General features: G+C 60.2%; 10 protein-coding genes. 7 read left to right on the top strand and 3 right to left on the bottom strand.

The genetic code is table 11. The features are described 5' to 3' along the window. Window positions 1-132: 132 nt before the first annotated feature. Window positions 133-6,543, bottom strand: a complete 6,411-nt coding sequence (locus tag ACA043_RS12730) for an amino acid adenylation domain-containing protein (RefSeq protein ID WP_497659366.1) — start codon at window positions 6,541-6,543, stop codon at window positions 133-135. Between the two features lie 485 nt (window positions 6,544-7,028). Here ACA043_RS12730 and ACA043_RS12725 point away from each other — a divergent pair, with 485 nt between their 5' ends. From ACA043_RS12725 to ACA043_RS12700, 6 genes are all read left to right on the top strand, one after another. Next, on the top strand, window positions 7,029-7,823 hold the full coding sequence (locus ACA043_RS12725; RefSeq protein WP_497659365.1) for a helix-turn-helix transcriptional regulator: 795 nt from the start codon (window positions 7,029-7,031) through the stop codon (window positions 7,821-7,823). Between the two features lie 72 nt (window positions 7,824-7,895). Beyond that, window positions 7,896-9,305: an efflux transporter outer membrane subunit gene (locus ACA043_RS12720; protein ID WP_497659364.1), complete on the top strand. Its 1,410-nt coding sequence runs from the start codon at window positions 7,896-7,898 to the stop codon at window positions 9,303-9,305. Between the two features lie 156 nt (window positions 9,306-9,461). Next, window positions 9,462-10,067, top strand: coding sequence for an SCO family protein (locus ACA043_RS12715; RefSeq protein ID WP_187678740.1), 606 nt, complete (start codon window positions 9,462-9,464; stop codon window positions 10,065-10,067). Next, window positions 10,067-10,546 (top strand): copper chaperone PCu(A)C, encoded by a 480-nt coding sequence (locus ACA043_RS12710; protein ID WP_497659363.1) that lies wholly within the window; start codon window positions 10,067-10,069, stop codon window positions 10,544-10,546. Before ACA043_RS12715 ends, ACA043_RS12710 begins: the two co-directional genes overlap by 1 nt. Before the next feature lie 208 nt (window positions 10,547-10,754). After that, window positions 10,755-11,207 (top strand): Ohr family peroxiredoxin, encoded by a 453-nt coding sequence (locus ACA043_RS12705; RefSeq protein ID WP_187678742.1) that lies wholly within the window; start codon window positions 10,755-10,757, stop codon window positions 11,205-11,207. Window positions 11,208-11,392: 185 nt separating this feature from the next. Then, window positions 11,393-11,848: a MarR family winged helix-turn-helix transcriptional regulator gene (locus ACA043_RS12700; protein WP_401265223.1), complete on the top strand. Its 456-nt coding sequence runs from the start codon at window positions 11,393-11,395 to the stop codon at window positions 11,846-11,848. 31 nt (window positions 11,849-11,879) lie between these two features. Here ACA043_RS12700 and ACA043_RS12695 read toward each other — a convergent pair whose 3' ends face one another. After that, complete coding sequence (locus tag ACA043_RS12695; RefSeq protein ID WP_497617817.1) at window positions 11,880-13,370, bottom strand: aldehyde dehydrogenase family protein; 1,491 nt, start codon at window positions 13,368-13,370, stop codon at window positions 11,880-11,882. Next, complete coding sequence (locus ACA043_RS12690; protein ID WP_497659362.1) at window positions 13,367-13,762, bottom strand: c-type cytochrome; 396 nt, start codon at window positions 13,760-13,762, stop codon at window positions 13,367-13,369. The genes ACA043_RS12695 and ACA043_RS12690 overlap by 4 nt, the downstream gene beginning before the upstream one ends. Window positions 13,763-14,097: 335 nt before the next feature. Here ACA043_RS12690 and ACA043_RS12685 point away from each other — a divergent pair, with 335 nt between their 5' ends. Further along, window positions 14,098-15,246 carry an amine dehydrogenase large subunit gene (locus ACA043_RS12685; RefSeq protein ID WP_497659361.1) on the top strand — a complete coding sequence of 383 codons (1,149 nt, stop codon included), beginning with the start codon at window positions 14,098-14,100 and terminating at the stop codon, window positions 15,244-15,246. The last annotated feature ends 1 nt before the right edge of the window (window position 15,247 follow it).

Raw genomic sequence — 15,247 nt, 5'->3', positions numbered from 1 at the left:
CCCCAAGGGCCGCGGCGCTTTGATTTCCTGTGTAGGCGCTGCCGAAGGCTGCGATCTTTTGATCTGGCTTTTTAAAGTCAAAGTCAAAAGATCGCAGCCTGCGGCAGCTCCTACAGGGGGGAGAACTCCCTGTCAGAGACGGCGTTTGCGGTTCAGGTTCGGGATGGTGGTCTGAGCGATTTCCACCTGTTTCGCATGCCGGGTGGTCTGCGCTGCCAACGCTGCCAATGTCGGCTGACTGAACAGCGTCCGCGCATCGACATGCAGCCCGGCCTGACGCATGCGCGCCACCAGACTTACCGCCAGCAAGGAGTGCCCACCCAGCTCAAAGAAGTTGTCGTGACGACTGATCTGATTGACGTCGAGCACCAGCGCCCAGATCTGCGCCACGGTATTTTCAACTTCGCCTTCGGGCGCTTCGTAAGGTCGGTTGAGCACCGCCTCCACACCCGGTTCCGGTAAGGCCTTGCGATCAATCTTGTCGTTGGGCGTCAGTGGCAGCGCGTCGAGCTGCACAAAGGCCCCGGGCACCATGTACTCCGGCAAACACCCCAGCACATGCGCGCGCAAATCCCCCAGACTTGGTGCGACAACGCCGGCACGCAAGGTGTACCAGGCCACCAGACGCTCATCACGCACCATCACCACTGCTTCACGCACCGCCGGATGATCGATCAGCCGCGCCTCGATTTCCCCCGGTTCCAGGCGCAGACCGCGCAGTTTGACCTGAAAATCGTTGCGACCCAGGAATTGCAGGTTGCCGTCACTGCTGTAACGCACCAGATCGCCGGTACGATAAAGCCGATCATCCTGCACAAACGGACTGTCGATAAAGCGCTCGGCCTGCATTTCGGGCAGTCCCAGATAACCGCGCGCCACGCCGACTCCGCCGATGTGCAACTGACCGCAAACCCCCAGCGGCACCGGTTGATCATGGGCATCGAGAACGTACAGCCGCGTGTTGGCCAGTGCCTTGCCGATTGGCACCACGCTGTCCGGCACCGGCATATGCGGCTCCAGCGTCCAACCGGTGCTGTCGACGGTGCTTTCAGTCGGGCCATAGACGTTATGCAGGCGTACCCACGGCAGGCGCTCGCGCACTTGGCGGGCCAGCGTGGCGCTGAGTTCACCGCCACCGTTGAGTACGTCAGTCAGGCTGGTGCACTGCTCGACATCGTCCTGCTCGATGAAATGCTGGAGCAGCGCCGGTACGAACTTGACCACGGTGACCTGCTGCTCGCGAATCGTCTGCACCACATAGGCTGAATCACGGTTGCCGTCGGGCCGCGCCAATATCAGACGCAGACCGGAACACAGCGGCCAGAAAATTTCCCATACCGAACTGTCGAAACTGAACGGCGCCTTTTGCAACAGCGCGCCGTGTTCGGTTGGCGGACTGATCTGCGAGCCCCAATGCACCATGTTGCAGGCGCTGCGGTGCTCGACCATGACGCCTTTCGGCAGTCCGGTGGAGCCGGAGGTGTAGATCATGTAGGCGAGGTTTGAAGCACTCAGGCCGGGCACTTGCGGATCGTTCTCCGGTTGATCCTGCCACTGGCTGTGGTCGAGATCGATCAGCGCCACCTCGGATTGGCCAAGCAGATTGCGTGTAGCCTCATGCACCAGCACCGCGACCGGCACACTGTCCTTGAGCATGTAACTCAAGCGCTCCAGCGGATAATCCGGATCCAGCGGCACATACGCCCCGCCCGCTTTGAGAATGCCAAGCAGACCGATCACCAGATCCAGTCCACGCTCAACGCAAATCGCCACTCGCGCATCCGGTTGCACACCGATTTCACGCAGGTGATGGGCCAGTCGATTGGCGCGCGTATTGAGCTCGAGATAGGTCAGACGTCCTTGCTCGGATTGCACTGCGATGGCATCCGGTCTGCGCCTGACCTGCGCCTCAAACAGTGCGTGAAGCGGTTGCTCCAGCGGGCAATCGACTTCAGTAGCGTTGAACTCGATGAGCAAGCGTTGCAGCTCCTGAGTCTGCAAAATCGGCAAGCGGTTGAGCGGTTGTTGCGGCGCCTGCTCCAGAGCGTCCACCAAGCCGCTCAAGGCTGCTTGCACATAACCGCAGATCCGTTGGGCGCCGATCCCTGCCACCGTTCTGGCGGTCAGGCGCAGGTCGCTGCCCAGATCGTCCACACTCAGGGTCAGCGGATAATTGGTGCGCTCCTCATTGGCCAACGTTTCGATACCTTGCCACGCCTGACGTGCCGGCCCGAGCAGCTCGCTGGGGTCTGTGTGTCGGTAGTTGAGTAACGCACTGAACAGCGGCGATGGCGACGCCACACCACTGCAACGCTGAGCCAGTGCCAGCGAGGCGTGCTCATGCCCCAGCAGCGCGGTCAGCCGTGCATGCGTCGCCTGCATCCCAGCCAGAACACCCGTATCGACATCGATGCGCAGCGGCAAGGTATTGATGAACACGCCAAGCGCCCGGTCAGCGCCCTCGCCGCCTTGCATGCGCCCCATCAGCACGGTACCGAATACCACTCGCTCCTGGCCTGAAGTCGCCGCCAACACCCGCGCCCACGCCAGATGAATCAGGCTGGCGATGCTGACGCCGGCCTGCCGCGCCTGGCTGCGCAAGCGCTGATACACGCCCTCTTTCAGTGTTTGCTGCGCTTCTTCGATGCCGCGACCATCACCGTGCACCTCTTGCAGACCGAACGGCAAAGTGGGCTCGTTGATATCGCCGAGCATCTCGCGAAAGAACGCCTCATGCTCTTGCTCGCTGACTCCCAGGCGCACCTGCGCCACATAGTTGCGATACGGCACCGGTGGCGCCAGCGGCTCGACCTGCCCGGACAGGCTGGCCTGCATCTCGCCGCGCATCACCTCAAGCGCAACGTGGTCCATCGCCAAGTGATGGAACAGCAAGATGCCGACTACCCTGCCGAGGGCCGGATCACGGGCATACACCAGGCGAATCAGCGGTGCCTGGCTGACATCAAAGCGATAACGGCGGGCGTCGAAGCGCTCATGCAATTGATCGATGATCGCGCCTTGAGCGGGATCAAGAACGACTTCCTCCACTGGCAGAATCGCCTCGCGCCACACCACCTGCACTGGCGTGGTCAACCCTTCCCAGACCACTGCGGTGCGCAGAATGTCGTGACGGCCCATGACCTGACGCAACGCGTCGGCGAAGGATTCGACCCGCTCGACACTGTCGAATGCCAGCCGCGATTGCAGCAGGTACGGATCCCCCTGCGCGGCCGTGATGTGGTGGTAGAGAATGCCTTCCTGTAATGGCGCCAGCGGATAGATGTCCTGCACGTTGGCCGCGCCACCCGGCACTGTGGCGACAATGCGGTCGATGGTCGGCTGATCCAGTTGCACCAGCGTCAAAATGTCCGGCGTGAGGTGGGTGCAATCCGCTGCGATACGGTTTTCCGGCACTTCGACCTCACGCCCCGACCCCACCGAAGCCGCCAGCGCTGCCAATGTCGGCTGACTGAACAGCACACGCACGTCGCTGCTCAGATCGATCTGGCGCATGCGTTCGATCAGGATCACGGCCATCAACGAATGCCCGCCCAGTTCGAAGAAATGATCGTGGCGTCCTACGCGCTCGACTTGCAGCAGTTCGGCCCAGATTTGCGCCAGCGCAGTTTCCACTGCGCCTTGCGGGGCTTCATATTCGCGGCGAATCAACGCCTCCGGCCCCGGCGCCGGCAAGGCTTTGCGGTCGAGCTTGCCGTTAGCGGTCAGCGGCAATGAGGTCAGGCGCACATAGGCGCTTGGCAGCATGGCGCTGGTCAGGCGAGTTTTCAGGTGCGCGTGCAACTGGTTGATATCCAGCGGCTGACGCTCGGTAATCCACGCCAGCAGTTGCCCGTCGCGAACCAGCACCACGGCGTCCTGTACCGCGTCGTGACTGACAAGCGCGGTTTCGATTTCGCCCGGCTCAATTCGCACGCCCCGGATTTTCACTTGATCGTCGTTGCGCCCCAGGTATTCGAGATTGCCGTTGGCACGCCAGCGCGCGAGGTCGCCGGTGCGGTACATGCGCGCGCGGGGCGCATGACTGAAAGGATCGTCGAGGAAGCGCTCGGCGGTCAGGTCTGCCCGGTTCAGATAGCCTCGGGCGACTCCGGCGCCGCCGACATACAATTCGCCCGTAATGCCAATCGGCACCGGCCGTTGCTGCTCGTCCAACAAGTACACCCTTGTGTTGCTCACCGGCCTGCCGATATGCACCGCCTGCCCGGACTCGATCCGGCCTGAGGTCGCAACCACCGTGGCTTCGGTCGGCCCGTAGTTGTTGATCACTTCGAAGGATTGCTGCCGATTGAACTGACGCAGGCGATCACCGCCGATCAGCAAGGTGCGCAGTGTCGGGTGATCAAGTTCGCGGCTGAAAACATATTCAGCGATGGGTGTCGGCAGGAAACTCACGTCCAACGGCTGTGCGCGCCACCAGGAGAGCAAGGCATCAATGTCTTCACTGGCGTCGTGGCTGGGTGCCAGATGCAAAGTCGCGCCGGCACACAACGCCGGCCAGACTTCCCAGGCCATGGCGTCGAAGCCGAACCCGGCGAGGCTTGAGGTGTGCTGACCGGCATGCAGCTCAAAGGCGTCACAGTGCCAATCCACCAGATTGCTCAGCGTGCGGTGCTCGACCATTACGCCTTTTGGCAGGCCAGTGGATCCGGAGGTGTAAATCACATAGGCGAGATTGGCCGTGGTCAATCCCGGCACTTCGGGGTTGCAAACAATCGCCGACCCACCCTCCAGATCGAGTTCAAGAACCGGCACGTCCAGCACCGGCAGCCGATCGCGCAGAACACTCTGGGTCAATACGACGATCGGTGCGCTGTCGCCAAGCAGATAACTCAAACGCTCGGCAGGATGCTGTGGATCAATCGGTACGTAACCTGCCCCGCTCTTGAGGATGGCCAGCAAACCGACCAAAGTGTCCAGCCCGCGATAAGCGATAATCGCCACGCGCTGATCCGGCCGCACACCGAGGTCGATCAAGCGCTGGGCCAGGGTATTGGCCCGGCCATTGAGTTCCGCAAACGTCAACGATTGCCCCTGATAAACCGCCGCAATTGCGTCCGGTCGCTCAGCCGCTTGCGCTTCGAAGCGCTGATGAATCGTTTGGCCTTGCGGACACTCCAGTCGCGTGTCGTTCCATTGCTGTAGCAGCATCGATTCGGATTCAGTACTCAGGCAAAAATCGCTCACCGAAAGCTCTGGGCACTCCAGCCCTTGCTCCAGAATCGACAGTAACCGTGCCGCCAGTGCCTCGATCTCATCGGTCTCGAAAAATGCCTCGTTGTAGACCAGATGCAGCCACACTTTGTCGTTGTGACGGTTGCTGCGCAGGTGAATCGCCAACGGTGTGGCCTCGTGGCGATTGGAAACCTTGACCGTATGCCCCAACGCCGCGCCATAGCGGTAATCATGATCATCCTGTTCGTAGGACACCGACACTTCAAAAAGCTGCGAACGCTCTTCGCGCATCAGGCCGAGTGCGCGATTCATCTCGCTCAGGGCGAAACGCTGGTGGCGGAAATCCTGTTTCAGTTCATCACCAATGGCCCGGACCAATTGAGCGAACGACTGCTCTTGACCAAAGCGCAGACACACGGGACTGACCTGGGTAAATAACCCGAGTGTCGCTTTGAATCGGGCACCGGAACGGTTGAGAATCGGCAGCCCGACAACCCATTCATCACGCTGCAAGGTGCGGCTGAAATAGACGTGCAGTGCCGCCAGCAACACATGGAATGCCGAGCCGCCTGACTGTCGCGCCGTGTGTTTCATGCGTTCGTGCAACAGCGAAGGAAAGGCTTGAACGTGTGTCAGGGTCGCCGCTGCCCGTTTGGCAAAACGCTCGCGATAACGTGGCACTAGCAGCGGTTCCGGGACTGTCCGGTACTTGTCGAGCCAGTAGGCACGGTCGCGCGTATGACGAACAGAGTGGTGATAACGCGCGTCGTCCTGGATGAACTCAGCGTAGGAAGGCGTCCGCATCTGCGGTTGTTGCCCTTGGGTCAGCGCGCTGTAAATCTCGCCGAGCGCTTTGAGCATCTGACCAAACCCCCAGCCATCGAGGATCAGATGATGGGCCTGGGTGGCGAGCCAGTGACGGTCGTTATCCAGGCGGATCAGAGAGAAACGGAAAAGCGGCTGTCCATCCAGCTCGTAAGTCTGTTCCATCGCCTGCTGGATCAGAACCCGCGCCGCCGACTGCGGCTCCGGGTGCGCGGAAAAATCAAAAACCGGCATAGACACCGGCAGAGACCGGGCGAACCGTTGCAACGGCAAACCGTCAGCACCGGCGCCCACCAACAGGACTGTTCGCAAGGCATCGTGACTGGCAACCAGAGACTTAACGGCCGCGTACATCAAATCTGCATCCAATGGCCCGGTCAGTTCGACATAACCACCAATGTTGTACAGCGGCGAATCTCCACGGCTCAGTTGATCAAGCCAGATATCCCGTTGGGCGGCGGTCAGAGGGAACGTTTCGACAGGCGCGGACAGATCGTCCGCCGCGTTGGCAGAAGTAGGCTGCATAAGGTCCATCTCATGTAATTTGTCGCGTATTCAAGCATCGGCCTCCCCACCGACATGACACCTGAAACCCGGACAACCACCCCGCCCGCGCACGCCTGACAGCCTCTATTGAGGCGAATCGCGCAGGTTTTGTCTAAAAATCCGGAGAGGAAATACTGAAAAGCTTGTAGGAAAAGAACCACATGTCCATACCGCCTTTTACTCAGGCGCTGCCGACCGGAAATCACGACCGCCCCGTTTTCAGGGCCTTTGGCGTGACTGGACAGTCATTCGCGACAACTGTTGTGCCATCAGTCCCGTCAGAACCCCGGCGCCAACAATCAGAAATGCTGGCACTTTGTGTCCCTGTTTTCCCCTACAGACGCATGACAAATGTATAGGTTTAAATCCTGCCCCAGATCATGTTCAAGGAGAAATGACTGGGTGGGCGGCTTTGACGACGGCAGACGATTCAGTGATGGCTCTGAACCAGGGATGACAAGGATATGAATCTGACCAGCAGTATTCGCAATATGGAAAACCCGCACTTCTACTGGCAACTCGGGGAACTGATTGCAAGCACGGGCGATGATCACTTCGCCACGAACATGTTCCAGTTGGTCGACACGCTGGTGCCGGTCAACCGGGTCGATCTGAGCGAGTGGACGCTGGATGAGCGTCAAGCCAGCGTGGTCGAGATCAAGCCGCTGGGCAGTGCCGGTCTACCGCAGATATTCCCTGCGCGCGATCCGCTGGAGAGCCCGGACAATCATCCGTTGTTGCAGAAAATGATCGAGATGAACGACTCGCTGTTGATTCAACTGAAAGCCTCGCTTCTATCCCGACATCCGCAGCACAGCGTCCATCAATGCAACCTGGTGTCGCGCAGCTCCAACCGCCGCTGTGTCATTTCGTTCTACCGGCCGCATACCCAGCGCGTGTTTTCCCTGCCGGAACTGTCTTTTCTCAAGAGCCTGTCCGACACCCTGCTGCCGCTGATCGAACGCCATGCGCAGATCAGTCGGCAAACCCTGGCCAAACAACCGCGCCTGCCGTTGGCTGATCTGGATCAGGCACCGCTTGCGCGAGTGTTCGATGAACGATTGGCATTGAGCGGCATCGCCCTGTCAGCGCGCGAGAAAGAAGTCTGCCTGGGCCTGCTGACCGGCGGCACGGTGCCGCAAATGGCCGAAAGGCTGCGGGTCAAGAACAGTTCGATCGAGACCTACCTCAAGCGCGCCACGGCCAAGCTTGGGGTCAGTGGCCGGCATGGTCTTGCCAAATGGATGGCTGGGGCCTGATCCGGCAGTTCTGCTGAAAAACGGGCACCGATACAAGACGTGCCCGCCGTCTTCCGTGCATGAGGCTGTTCGATGTCCACCCTGCGAATTTCCTTGCTCTGCCTGGCAATGCTGGCGGGCGGCTGTTCACTGATTCCCGATTACCAACGCCCAGTCTCACCAAGTGCAGCGCAATATCCGCAAGGTGCGGCCTATCCGGCATCGACCCAGACTGCGAGCAACGAAGACTGGCGCACACTGTTCAATGATCCGGCCCTGCAACAGTTGATCGAGCACGCGCTGGTCAACAACCGCGATTTGCGTGTGGCCGCATTGAACGTCGAAGCGTTCCAGGCGCAGTACCGTATCCAGCGCGCCGACCTGTGGCCGGCGGTGTCGGCCAATGCCAGCGAATCGCGCCAGCGCATGCCACCGAGCGTGACCCAAAGCAAAGCGCTGATCAATTCGACCTATTCGGTCAATCTCGGCATCAGCGCCTATGAGCTGGACTTTTTCGGCCGCGTACGCAGCCTCAGCGAGCAGGCGTTGCAGACTTGGCTGTCGACCGAAGAAGCTCGCCGCAGCGCGCAGTTGAGCCTGGTGGCCAACGTCGCCAACGCCTATCTGACCTGGCGCGCCGATCAGGAGCTGCTGGCGCTGACCCGTGAGACCCTCGCCGCCGATCTACAGAGCTTGCGCCTGACCACGCGCAACCGTGAGGCTGGTAAATCGTCGGCACTGGAGCAGGCGCAAGCGAAAACCAGCGTCGACACCTCACGGGCCAATCTGGCGCGCTATCAGCGTCAGGTCGCGCAGGACTTGAACAGCCTGACGCTGCTGGTCGGCGCGCCGGTGCCTGAGTCCCTACCGGCGCGGCCGTTGGCCAGCGATCTGGTGCAACAACTGCCGGCGGGGCTACCGTCGGATCTGTTGCAACGGCGGCCGGACATTCTTCAGGCCGAGTACAAACTCAAGGCAGCCAACGCCAATATTGGCGCGGCGCGGGCAGCGTTTTTCCCCAGCGTCAGCCTGACCGCGAATGCCGGCACCTCCAGTCGTGACCTGTCTGACCTGTTTGGCGCAGGCTCCGGGGCTTGGACGTTTCAGCCGCAGATCAGCCTGCCGATTTTCAATGCTGGCAGCCTGCGCGCGAGCCTGGATTATTCGAAGTTGCAGAAAGACGTGGCGGTCGCCGAATACGAAAAATCGATTCAAACGGCGTTTCAGGAAGTTGCCGACGGACTGGCGGCGCGCACGACTTATCAGCAGCAATTGCAAGCGCAGCGCGATCTGGTGCAAGCCACACAGGACTACTACAACCTGGCGCAACACCGTTATCAGAATGGCGTCGACAGCAGTCTGGTGTTCCTCGATGCCCAGCGTTCACTGTTCAGTTCGCAGCAAGGCTTGATCACTGATCGCCTGGCGCAACTGGTCGCCGAGGTGAATCTGTACACCGCGCTGGGCGGCGGCTGGCGGGCACAGGAGTCGACGGTTCACTAGGTACTCGTCACTTTTTCTTACACCTTTTGTCGCCCTGCGACACCCTGTCAGCTGATCGAAAACCGACTCGCCGGTTCAGTTTGGTATCATGCGCCGCTTTTACGGTTAACCCCTCGCCAGTCCTGCCGACTGACGGGCTGCAAAAGGCGGTATTAGATGACGGCTTTGTTGACTCGCCGCAAGGTACTTGCGGGAATGGGCGTGCTCGGGCTCGGCCTGCTCGCCGGCTGCGACACCCGCGGCCAACTGTCGTACAAGTACGGCAAGGATCTGAGTAACAAGATCATGGGACGCACCTTCAAACTGAAGAACACCGACGGCGAAACCATGACCCTGTCGAGCTTTCGCGGTTTGATGCCGATGGTGTTCTTCGGCTTCACCCAGTGCCCGGCAATCTGCCCCACCACGCTCGCCCGCGCGGCCAAAATCAAAAAACTGATGGGCAAGGATGGTGATCGCTTGCAGGTGATCTTCATCAGCCTCGACCCCGAGCGCGACACGCCAGAAATCCTCGACGCCTACATGAAAGCCTTCGACCCTACCTTCGTCGCGCTGTACGGCACGCTTGAGGAAACCAAGGCCACGGCCAAGGAGTTCGACGTGTTCTTCGAGAAGGTGCCGGCTGGCGACACCTACACCATCTCGCACACCGCCACCAGTTACGTCTACGACTCGCGCGGCGAGCTGCGCCTGGGTCTGTCCACATCGCTTTCGGCAGAAGAATGCACGGAAGATTTGCTTACTGTTATGGAGGTTTGCTGATGCACCCCGTTCTGAACAACATCAAACGCGTCGTGTTCGGTCTGTCCCTGCTGGGCCTGGCTTTTCAGGCGTCGGCACAAACCACCGTCAGCGACGCCTGGGTACGTGCGACCGTGCCGACCCAGTCCGCCAGTGGCGCGTTCATGACCGTGACCGCCGACAGCGACAGCAAGCTGCTCAGCGTCGCGACCCCTGTGGCCAAAGACGTGCAGATCCACGAAATGATCATGAAGAATGACGTCATGAGCATGGGCCCGGTGAAATCGGTCGACCTGCCAGCCGGCAAAGCCGTCAGCTTTGATCCAAACGGCTACCACGTCATGCTGATGGGCCTGACCGGTCAGTTGAAAGAAGGCGAAACCGTGCCTTTGACCCTGACCGTGGAAAACGCCAAAGGCGAGAAAGAAACCGTTGAAGTGAAGGCCGCCGTGCGTTCGCTGACCAACATGCAAGGTCACGATCACAGCAAAATGCACTGATCTGACTGACTGAAACACCCGCGGGGCGGCCTGATCGTTATCAGGCCGCCCCGTTTTTTTTGCGCGAAGGAAACGTTTACCACTCGTCGCGTGGGGGCTGTCGAGCGGGTTGACAGAACTCTGGGGCAAGAGGATTATTATTACATCGCATGCGATCTAACCGCATGCGATAACAACTCCAATCATTATGTCTTTGAGGATTAATCCCATGAGCAAAATCGAAAAAGTCCTGGCCACCGGCAAAACCCACACCACCGCTGCCAGCGCCGGCATCACTTCGCGCGGTCACAACGGTAACCTCGACATTCAACTGTCGTCGCCGGGCAGCGCCAAACCGGCCCATGTGTTTGCTAACGCCCTGCCGCACCCAACTGCCGAGCAATTGTTTGCCGGCGCCTGGTCCGCTTGCTACACCGCCGCGGTCGGTCTGGTCGCCAATGACCTGAATGTGGTGCTGCCGGCCGACATGTCCGTGGACATCGAAGTCGACCTCGGCCAGACAGGCCCGGCCTACTTCCTTCAGGCTCGTCTGACCCTGCGCGTACCGGGCATTGCCGACGACATCGCGAAAACTTTGGCGCACACCGCTGACCAGATCTGCCCCTACTCGAAAGCCACTCGCGGCAACATCGATGTGGCGTTGAATGTCATCACCGAATGATTTTAGTCAGCCAAATACATCGCATGCGATATAGGCGCATAGGATAGAGATGCAATCGGTTCGCCCTGCGTTCACGGGCGAACCGATTGGCGTTTCAAACACCAGCAGCACTCCCGATAAAATCGCATCCGACGTATAGTTCGCCCCATACGTTTCAACGGTTCAGCAGACCCACGAGGATGAACATGAAAAACACCCTGGCCCCCACCGATCTCAAACTTAGCGACTTCCTGTGCTTTGCCGTTTATTCGACCAACCTCGCGTTCGGCAAGGCCTACAAACCGATCCTCGAAAAGCTCGGCCTGACTTACACCCAATACATCACCATCGTTGCACTCTGGGAGCAGGACGACCAAACGGTCGGCAGTCTCGGCGAAAAGCTGTTCCTGGAATCCAACACCCTCACCCCGATCCTGAAAAAACTCGAAGCAATGGGTTATCTGCAACGTCAACGCGACCCGGCGGACGAGCGTCAGGTGCGGATCGGCCTGACCCAAAGCGGCAAAGACCTGCGCAACGTGTCCTCGGGCAGCAGCCTGTTCGACGCAACCGGGCTGACCGTGGACGAGTTCACGCAGATGCAGCAATCAATCGTCAAATTGCGCAACAACCTGATCAAGTCGACGAATGCTGAAGGGTGATTGGCCTGTCCAGGTTATTTGTTGCCTGTAATCAATGCGCGATGCAGACGGATTTCAGTTCGGTATAAGCCTCGATCACCGTCCGGCCAAACTCCCGGCCCATTCCCGATTGCTTCACCCCGCCAAACGGCATCGCCGGGTCGAGCAGTACGTGGGCATTGACCCACACCGTACCGGCCTCGATGCGCGGCACAAGGTTCATCGCCTTACTCAGATCATTGGTCCACAGACTCGCCGCCAGGCCGTAGGGATTGTCGTTAACCAGTGCAATCATCTCGTCCTCATCATCAAACGCGATGACCGCCAACACCGGCCCGAACACCTCTTCACGCGCCACGCTCATGCTGTGATCGACATCCGCCAGCACTGTCGGCTGCACGTAGAAGCCTTCGCGATCCAGCAACTCGCCGCCGCAGACCACCCGCGCACCTTCGCGCCGCGCCAGTTCGATGTGCTTGAGCACACTTTGTTGCTGCTTGTGCGACACCAACGGATTGATCGCCGCGTCGCCGTCCATGCCCGCACCGATCGGCAACGCTGACACTGCCGCCGCTAGCCCTTCGACAAATGGGTCGTGGATCGAGCGATGCACATAGAAGCGTGAAGCCGCCGCACACACCTGACCGTTATTGAGCAAACCACCGAGGAGCGCGCCCTGAATGGCTTTGTCGAGGTCGGCATCGGCCAGCAGAATCATCGGGTTCTTGCCGCCCAGTTCCAGCGCAAAACGGGTCATGTTGGCCATGCACGCCACTCCAACGGTTTTGCCCACGGCGGTGGAACCGGTGAACGACACTTTGCTCACCAGCGGATGCGCAGTCAGCGCACCGCCCACTGAAGCACCGCCGCCCGTGACCACATTGAACACACCTGCCGGAATGCCTGCTTCAACGGCCAATTCCGCCAGACGCAGCGCCGTCAGCGGTGTTTCCATTGCCGGTTTGATGATCACCGTGCAACCGGTGGCCAGCGCCGGCATCAACTTCCACGCCGCGATCATCAGCGGGAAATTCCACGGCACGATGCCGACCACCACGCCCACGGGTTCACGTTTAGTAAACGTGGTGAAACGCGTGCCAGGCGGCAACGGAATCGACACGTCAAAGGTCTGCCCTTCGATCTTGGTCGCCCAGCCTGACATGTAGCGCATGAACTCCACCGTGGCGTTCACATCCAGTGCGCGGGCCATGTTGATCGACTTGCCCTGACTCAGGGTTTCCAGTTGCGCCAGCTCTTCGCCGTGCTCTTCGACCAGACGAGTGAAGTTCAGCAGGATGCGCTCGCGATCCGCCGGCCGCAGCCCCGACCAGATGCCGGACTTGAACGCGGCATGGGACGACTGCACGGCGCGCTCGACCAGCTGCGCCGGCGCATCCAGCGTTTCACACAAGGTCTGGCCGCTGGCCGGATTGACCACGGCAATCGTCGGGCCTTCAGCGAATTGCCATTCACCATCGATAAAGCAGCCATGCCGACGATCAATGAACGCCGCGACCTGCGGCAGCACTTCAACGTTGCTCATAAAGCCTCCTTGGATTTGAGGAAACACACCACGGCCTGACGGTCGTCTGCCGAAGCCAGGCCCATATAAGGCATGTAGGTCCCGGGCACGTAGGCCTGGGGCTGGGTGATCAGTTCGGCGATGGTTTCGGCTTGCCAGATGACATCTTTGTTGCGCATCGCCGGGGAATAACTGAAGCCCGCCAAGGAACCGGATTTGCGCCCGATCACGCCGTTGAGGTTCGGCCCCATCATCCCGGTGACGTCTTTTTTTACCGCATGGCAGACACCGCATTCAGTGGCAAAGACCTGCGCGCCATGACGGGTGTCGGGCGCGCAATCGGCGGCGATGGCGGCTTGGGCCACTGTCAGGGAAAACAAAGAAGCGAAGGCAAATCTGAGCGGAGTGAACATAGAAGACCAACCCGAAAATTATTGAATACCCACCGTCACCTGTAGGAGTGAGCCTGCTCGCGATGAGGGCGTGTCAGTCGCCATCAATGTTGAATGCCAGACCGCCATCGCGAGCAGGCTCGCTCCCACAGGGATTTGTGTCGATTGTCGGGGCTTGCGACGACACGGGTTTTGCCCTGTCTGCCAGTCGCTTTGGCGCGGCTGCCAATTGCGCCGCACGACACTGGCACAAACACACAAGCACTTGGCAGACACAGCAATTCCCCGATTCTTGCGCAGAGGCAAAATCCACTGGCACCCACTATTCAGGGCACCAGTCAGGGAGTTCCCCTTCAATGCGAACCAACCGGATCACCGTACCGTCAGCGCTGGGCTTGAGCCTGTTGCTGCTCGGCTTGAACAGCGCCCGCGCCGAACTGCCGCCCGACACCATCGGCCAGACCACGCTCGCGTTCCCGCCCGAGGCGCATCGCGCCTATGTGGTTGACGTCGAATTCGAAAACTTCGTGATGGGCCGCGTCACCGTGGTCGACCCCGACCAGAAAAGAATCCTCGGCATGGTGCCCACCGGTTTTGCCGCGCCGTCGGCTCTGAGCCACGACCGCAAAACCCTGTTCAGCGCCGACCTGTTCTATTCGCGCGGCACTCGCGGCACGCGCACCGACGTGCTGACCGCATGGGACACCTCGACCCTGTCGCCGTCCTGGGAAGTGGTGATCCCGAGCAAACGCGCCGAATCCCTGACCCAGCGCTATGGCCTGAAACCGAGCGGCGATGACCGCTTTGTCTACGTCTACAACTTCACCCCGTCGACCTCGGTGACCGTGGTCGACACCCAGGCTCGGGCCGTCAGCAGCGAAATCGCGATTCCCGGTTGCGTGCTCAATTACCCGGTGGGCAATCGTCGCTTCGCTTCGTTGTGCGGCGACGGCAGCCTGCAAGTGGTCACGCTCAACGATCAAGGCCAGGAAACCGCGCGCAGCCGCACGCCGTTCTTCGACCCGAATGCCGAGAAGCTCAACGAACGCGCGGTGAACGTCGGCGACACCTACTACTTCGTTACCACCACCGGCACCGTGCGCCCGGTCGACTTTGCTGGCGATGCGCCGAAGCTCCTGCCGTCGTGGTCGCTGGTCAACGACGCCGAGAAGAAAACCGGTTGGGCACCCGGTGGCTGGCAACTGATGGCGGTCGCGCCAAAGCTCGATCGCTTGTACGTGCTGATGCACGACGCCCACGAAGCGATGAAGTGGGAAGACCCAAGCACGTTGATCTGGGCCTTCGATCTCAAGACCGGAAAGAAACTCGCGACCCTCGAAGCACCGAAACCGGTGTGGAGTCTGCAAGCCACTGGTGATGACAAACCACTGCTGCTTGGCGCCGATATCGAGGGCGGCTTGCAGATCTTCGACCTGACCACCAACACGCTCAGCGCAAGCATGCCGAAAGTCGCCAAAACCGCGACTCAGGTCATGAGCTATTAAG

The sequence above is a fragment of the Pseudomonas sp. LBUM1648 genome (genome assembly GCF_059716145.1).
The sequence above is the reverse complement of the archived record's forward strand: the minus strand, read 5'-3'. Positions and strand labels throughout refer to the sequence as shown.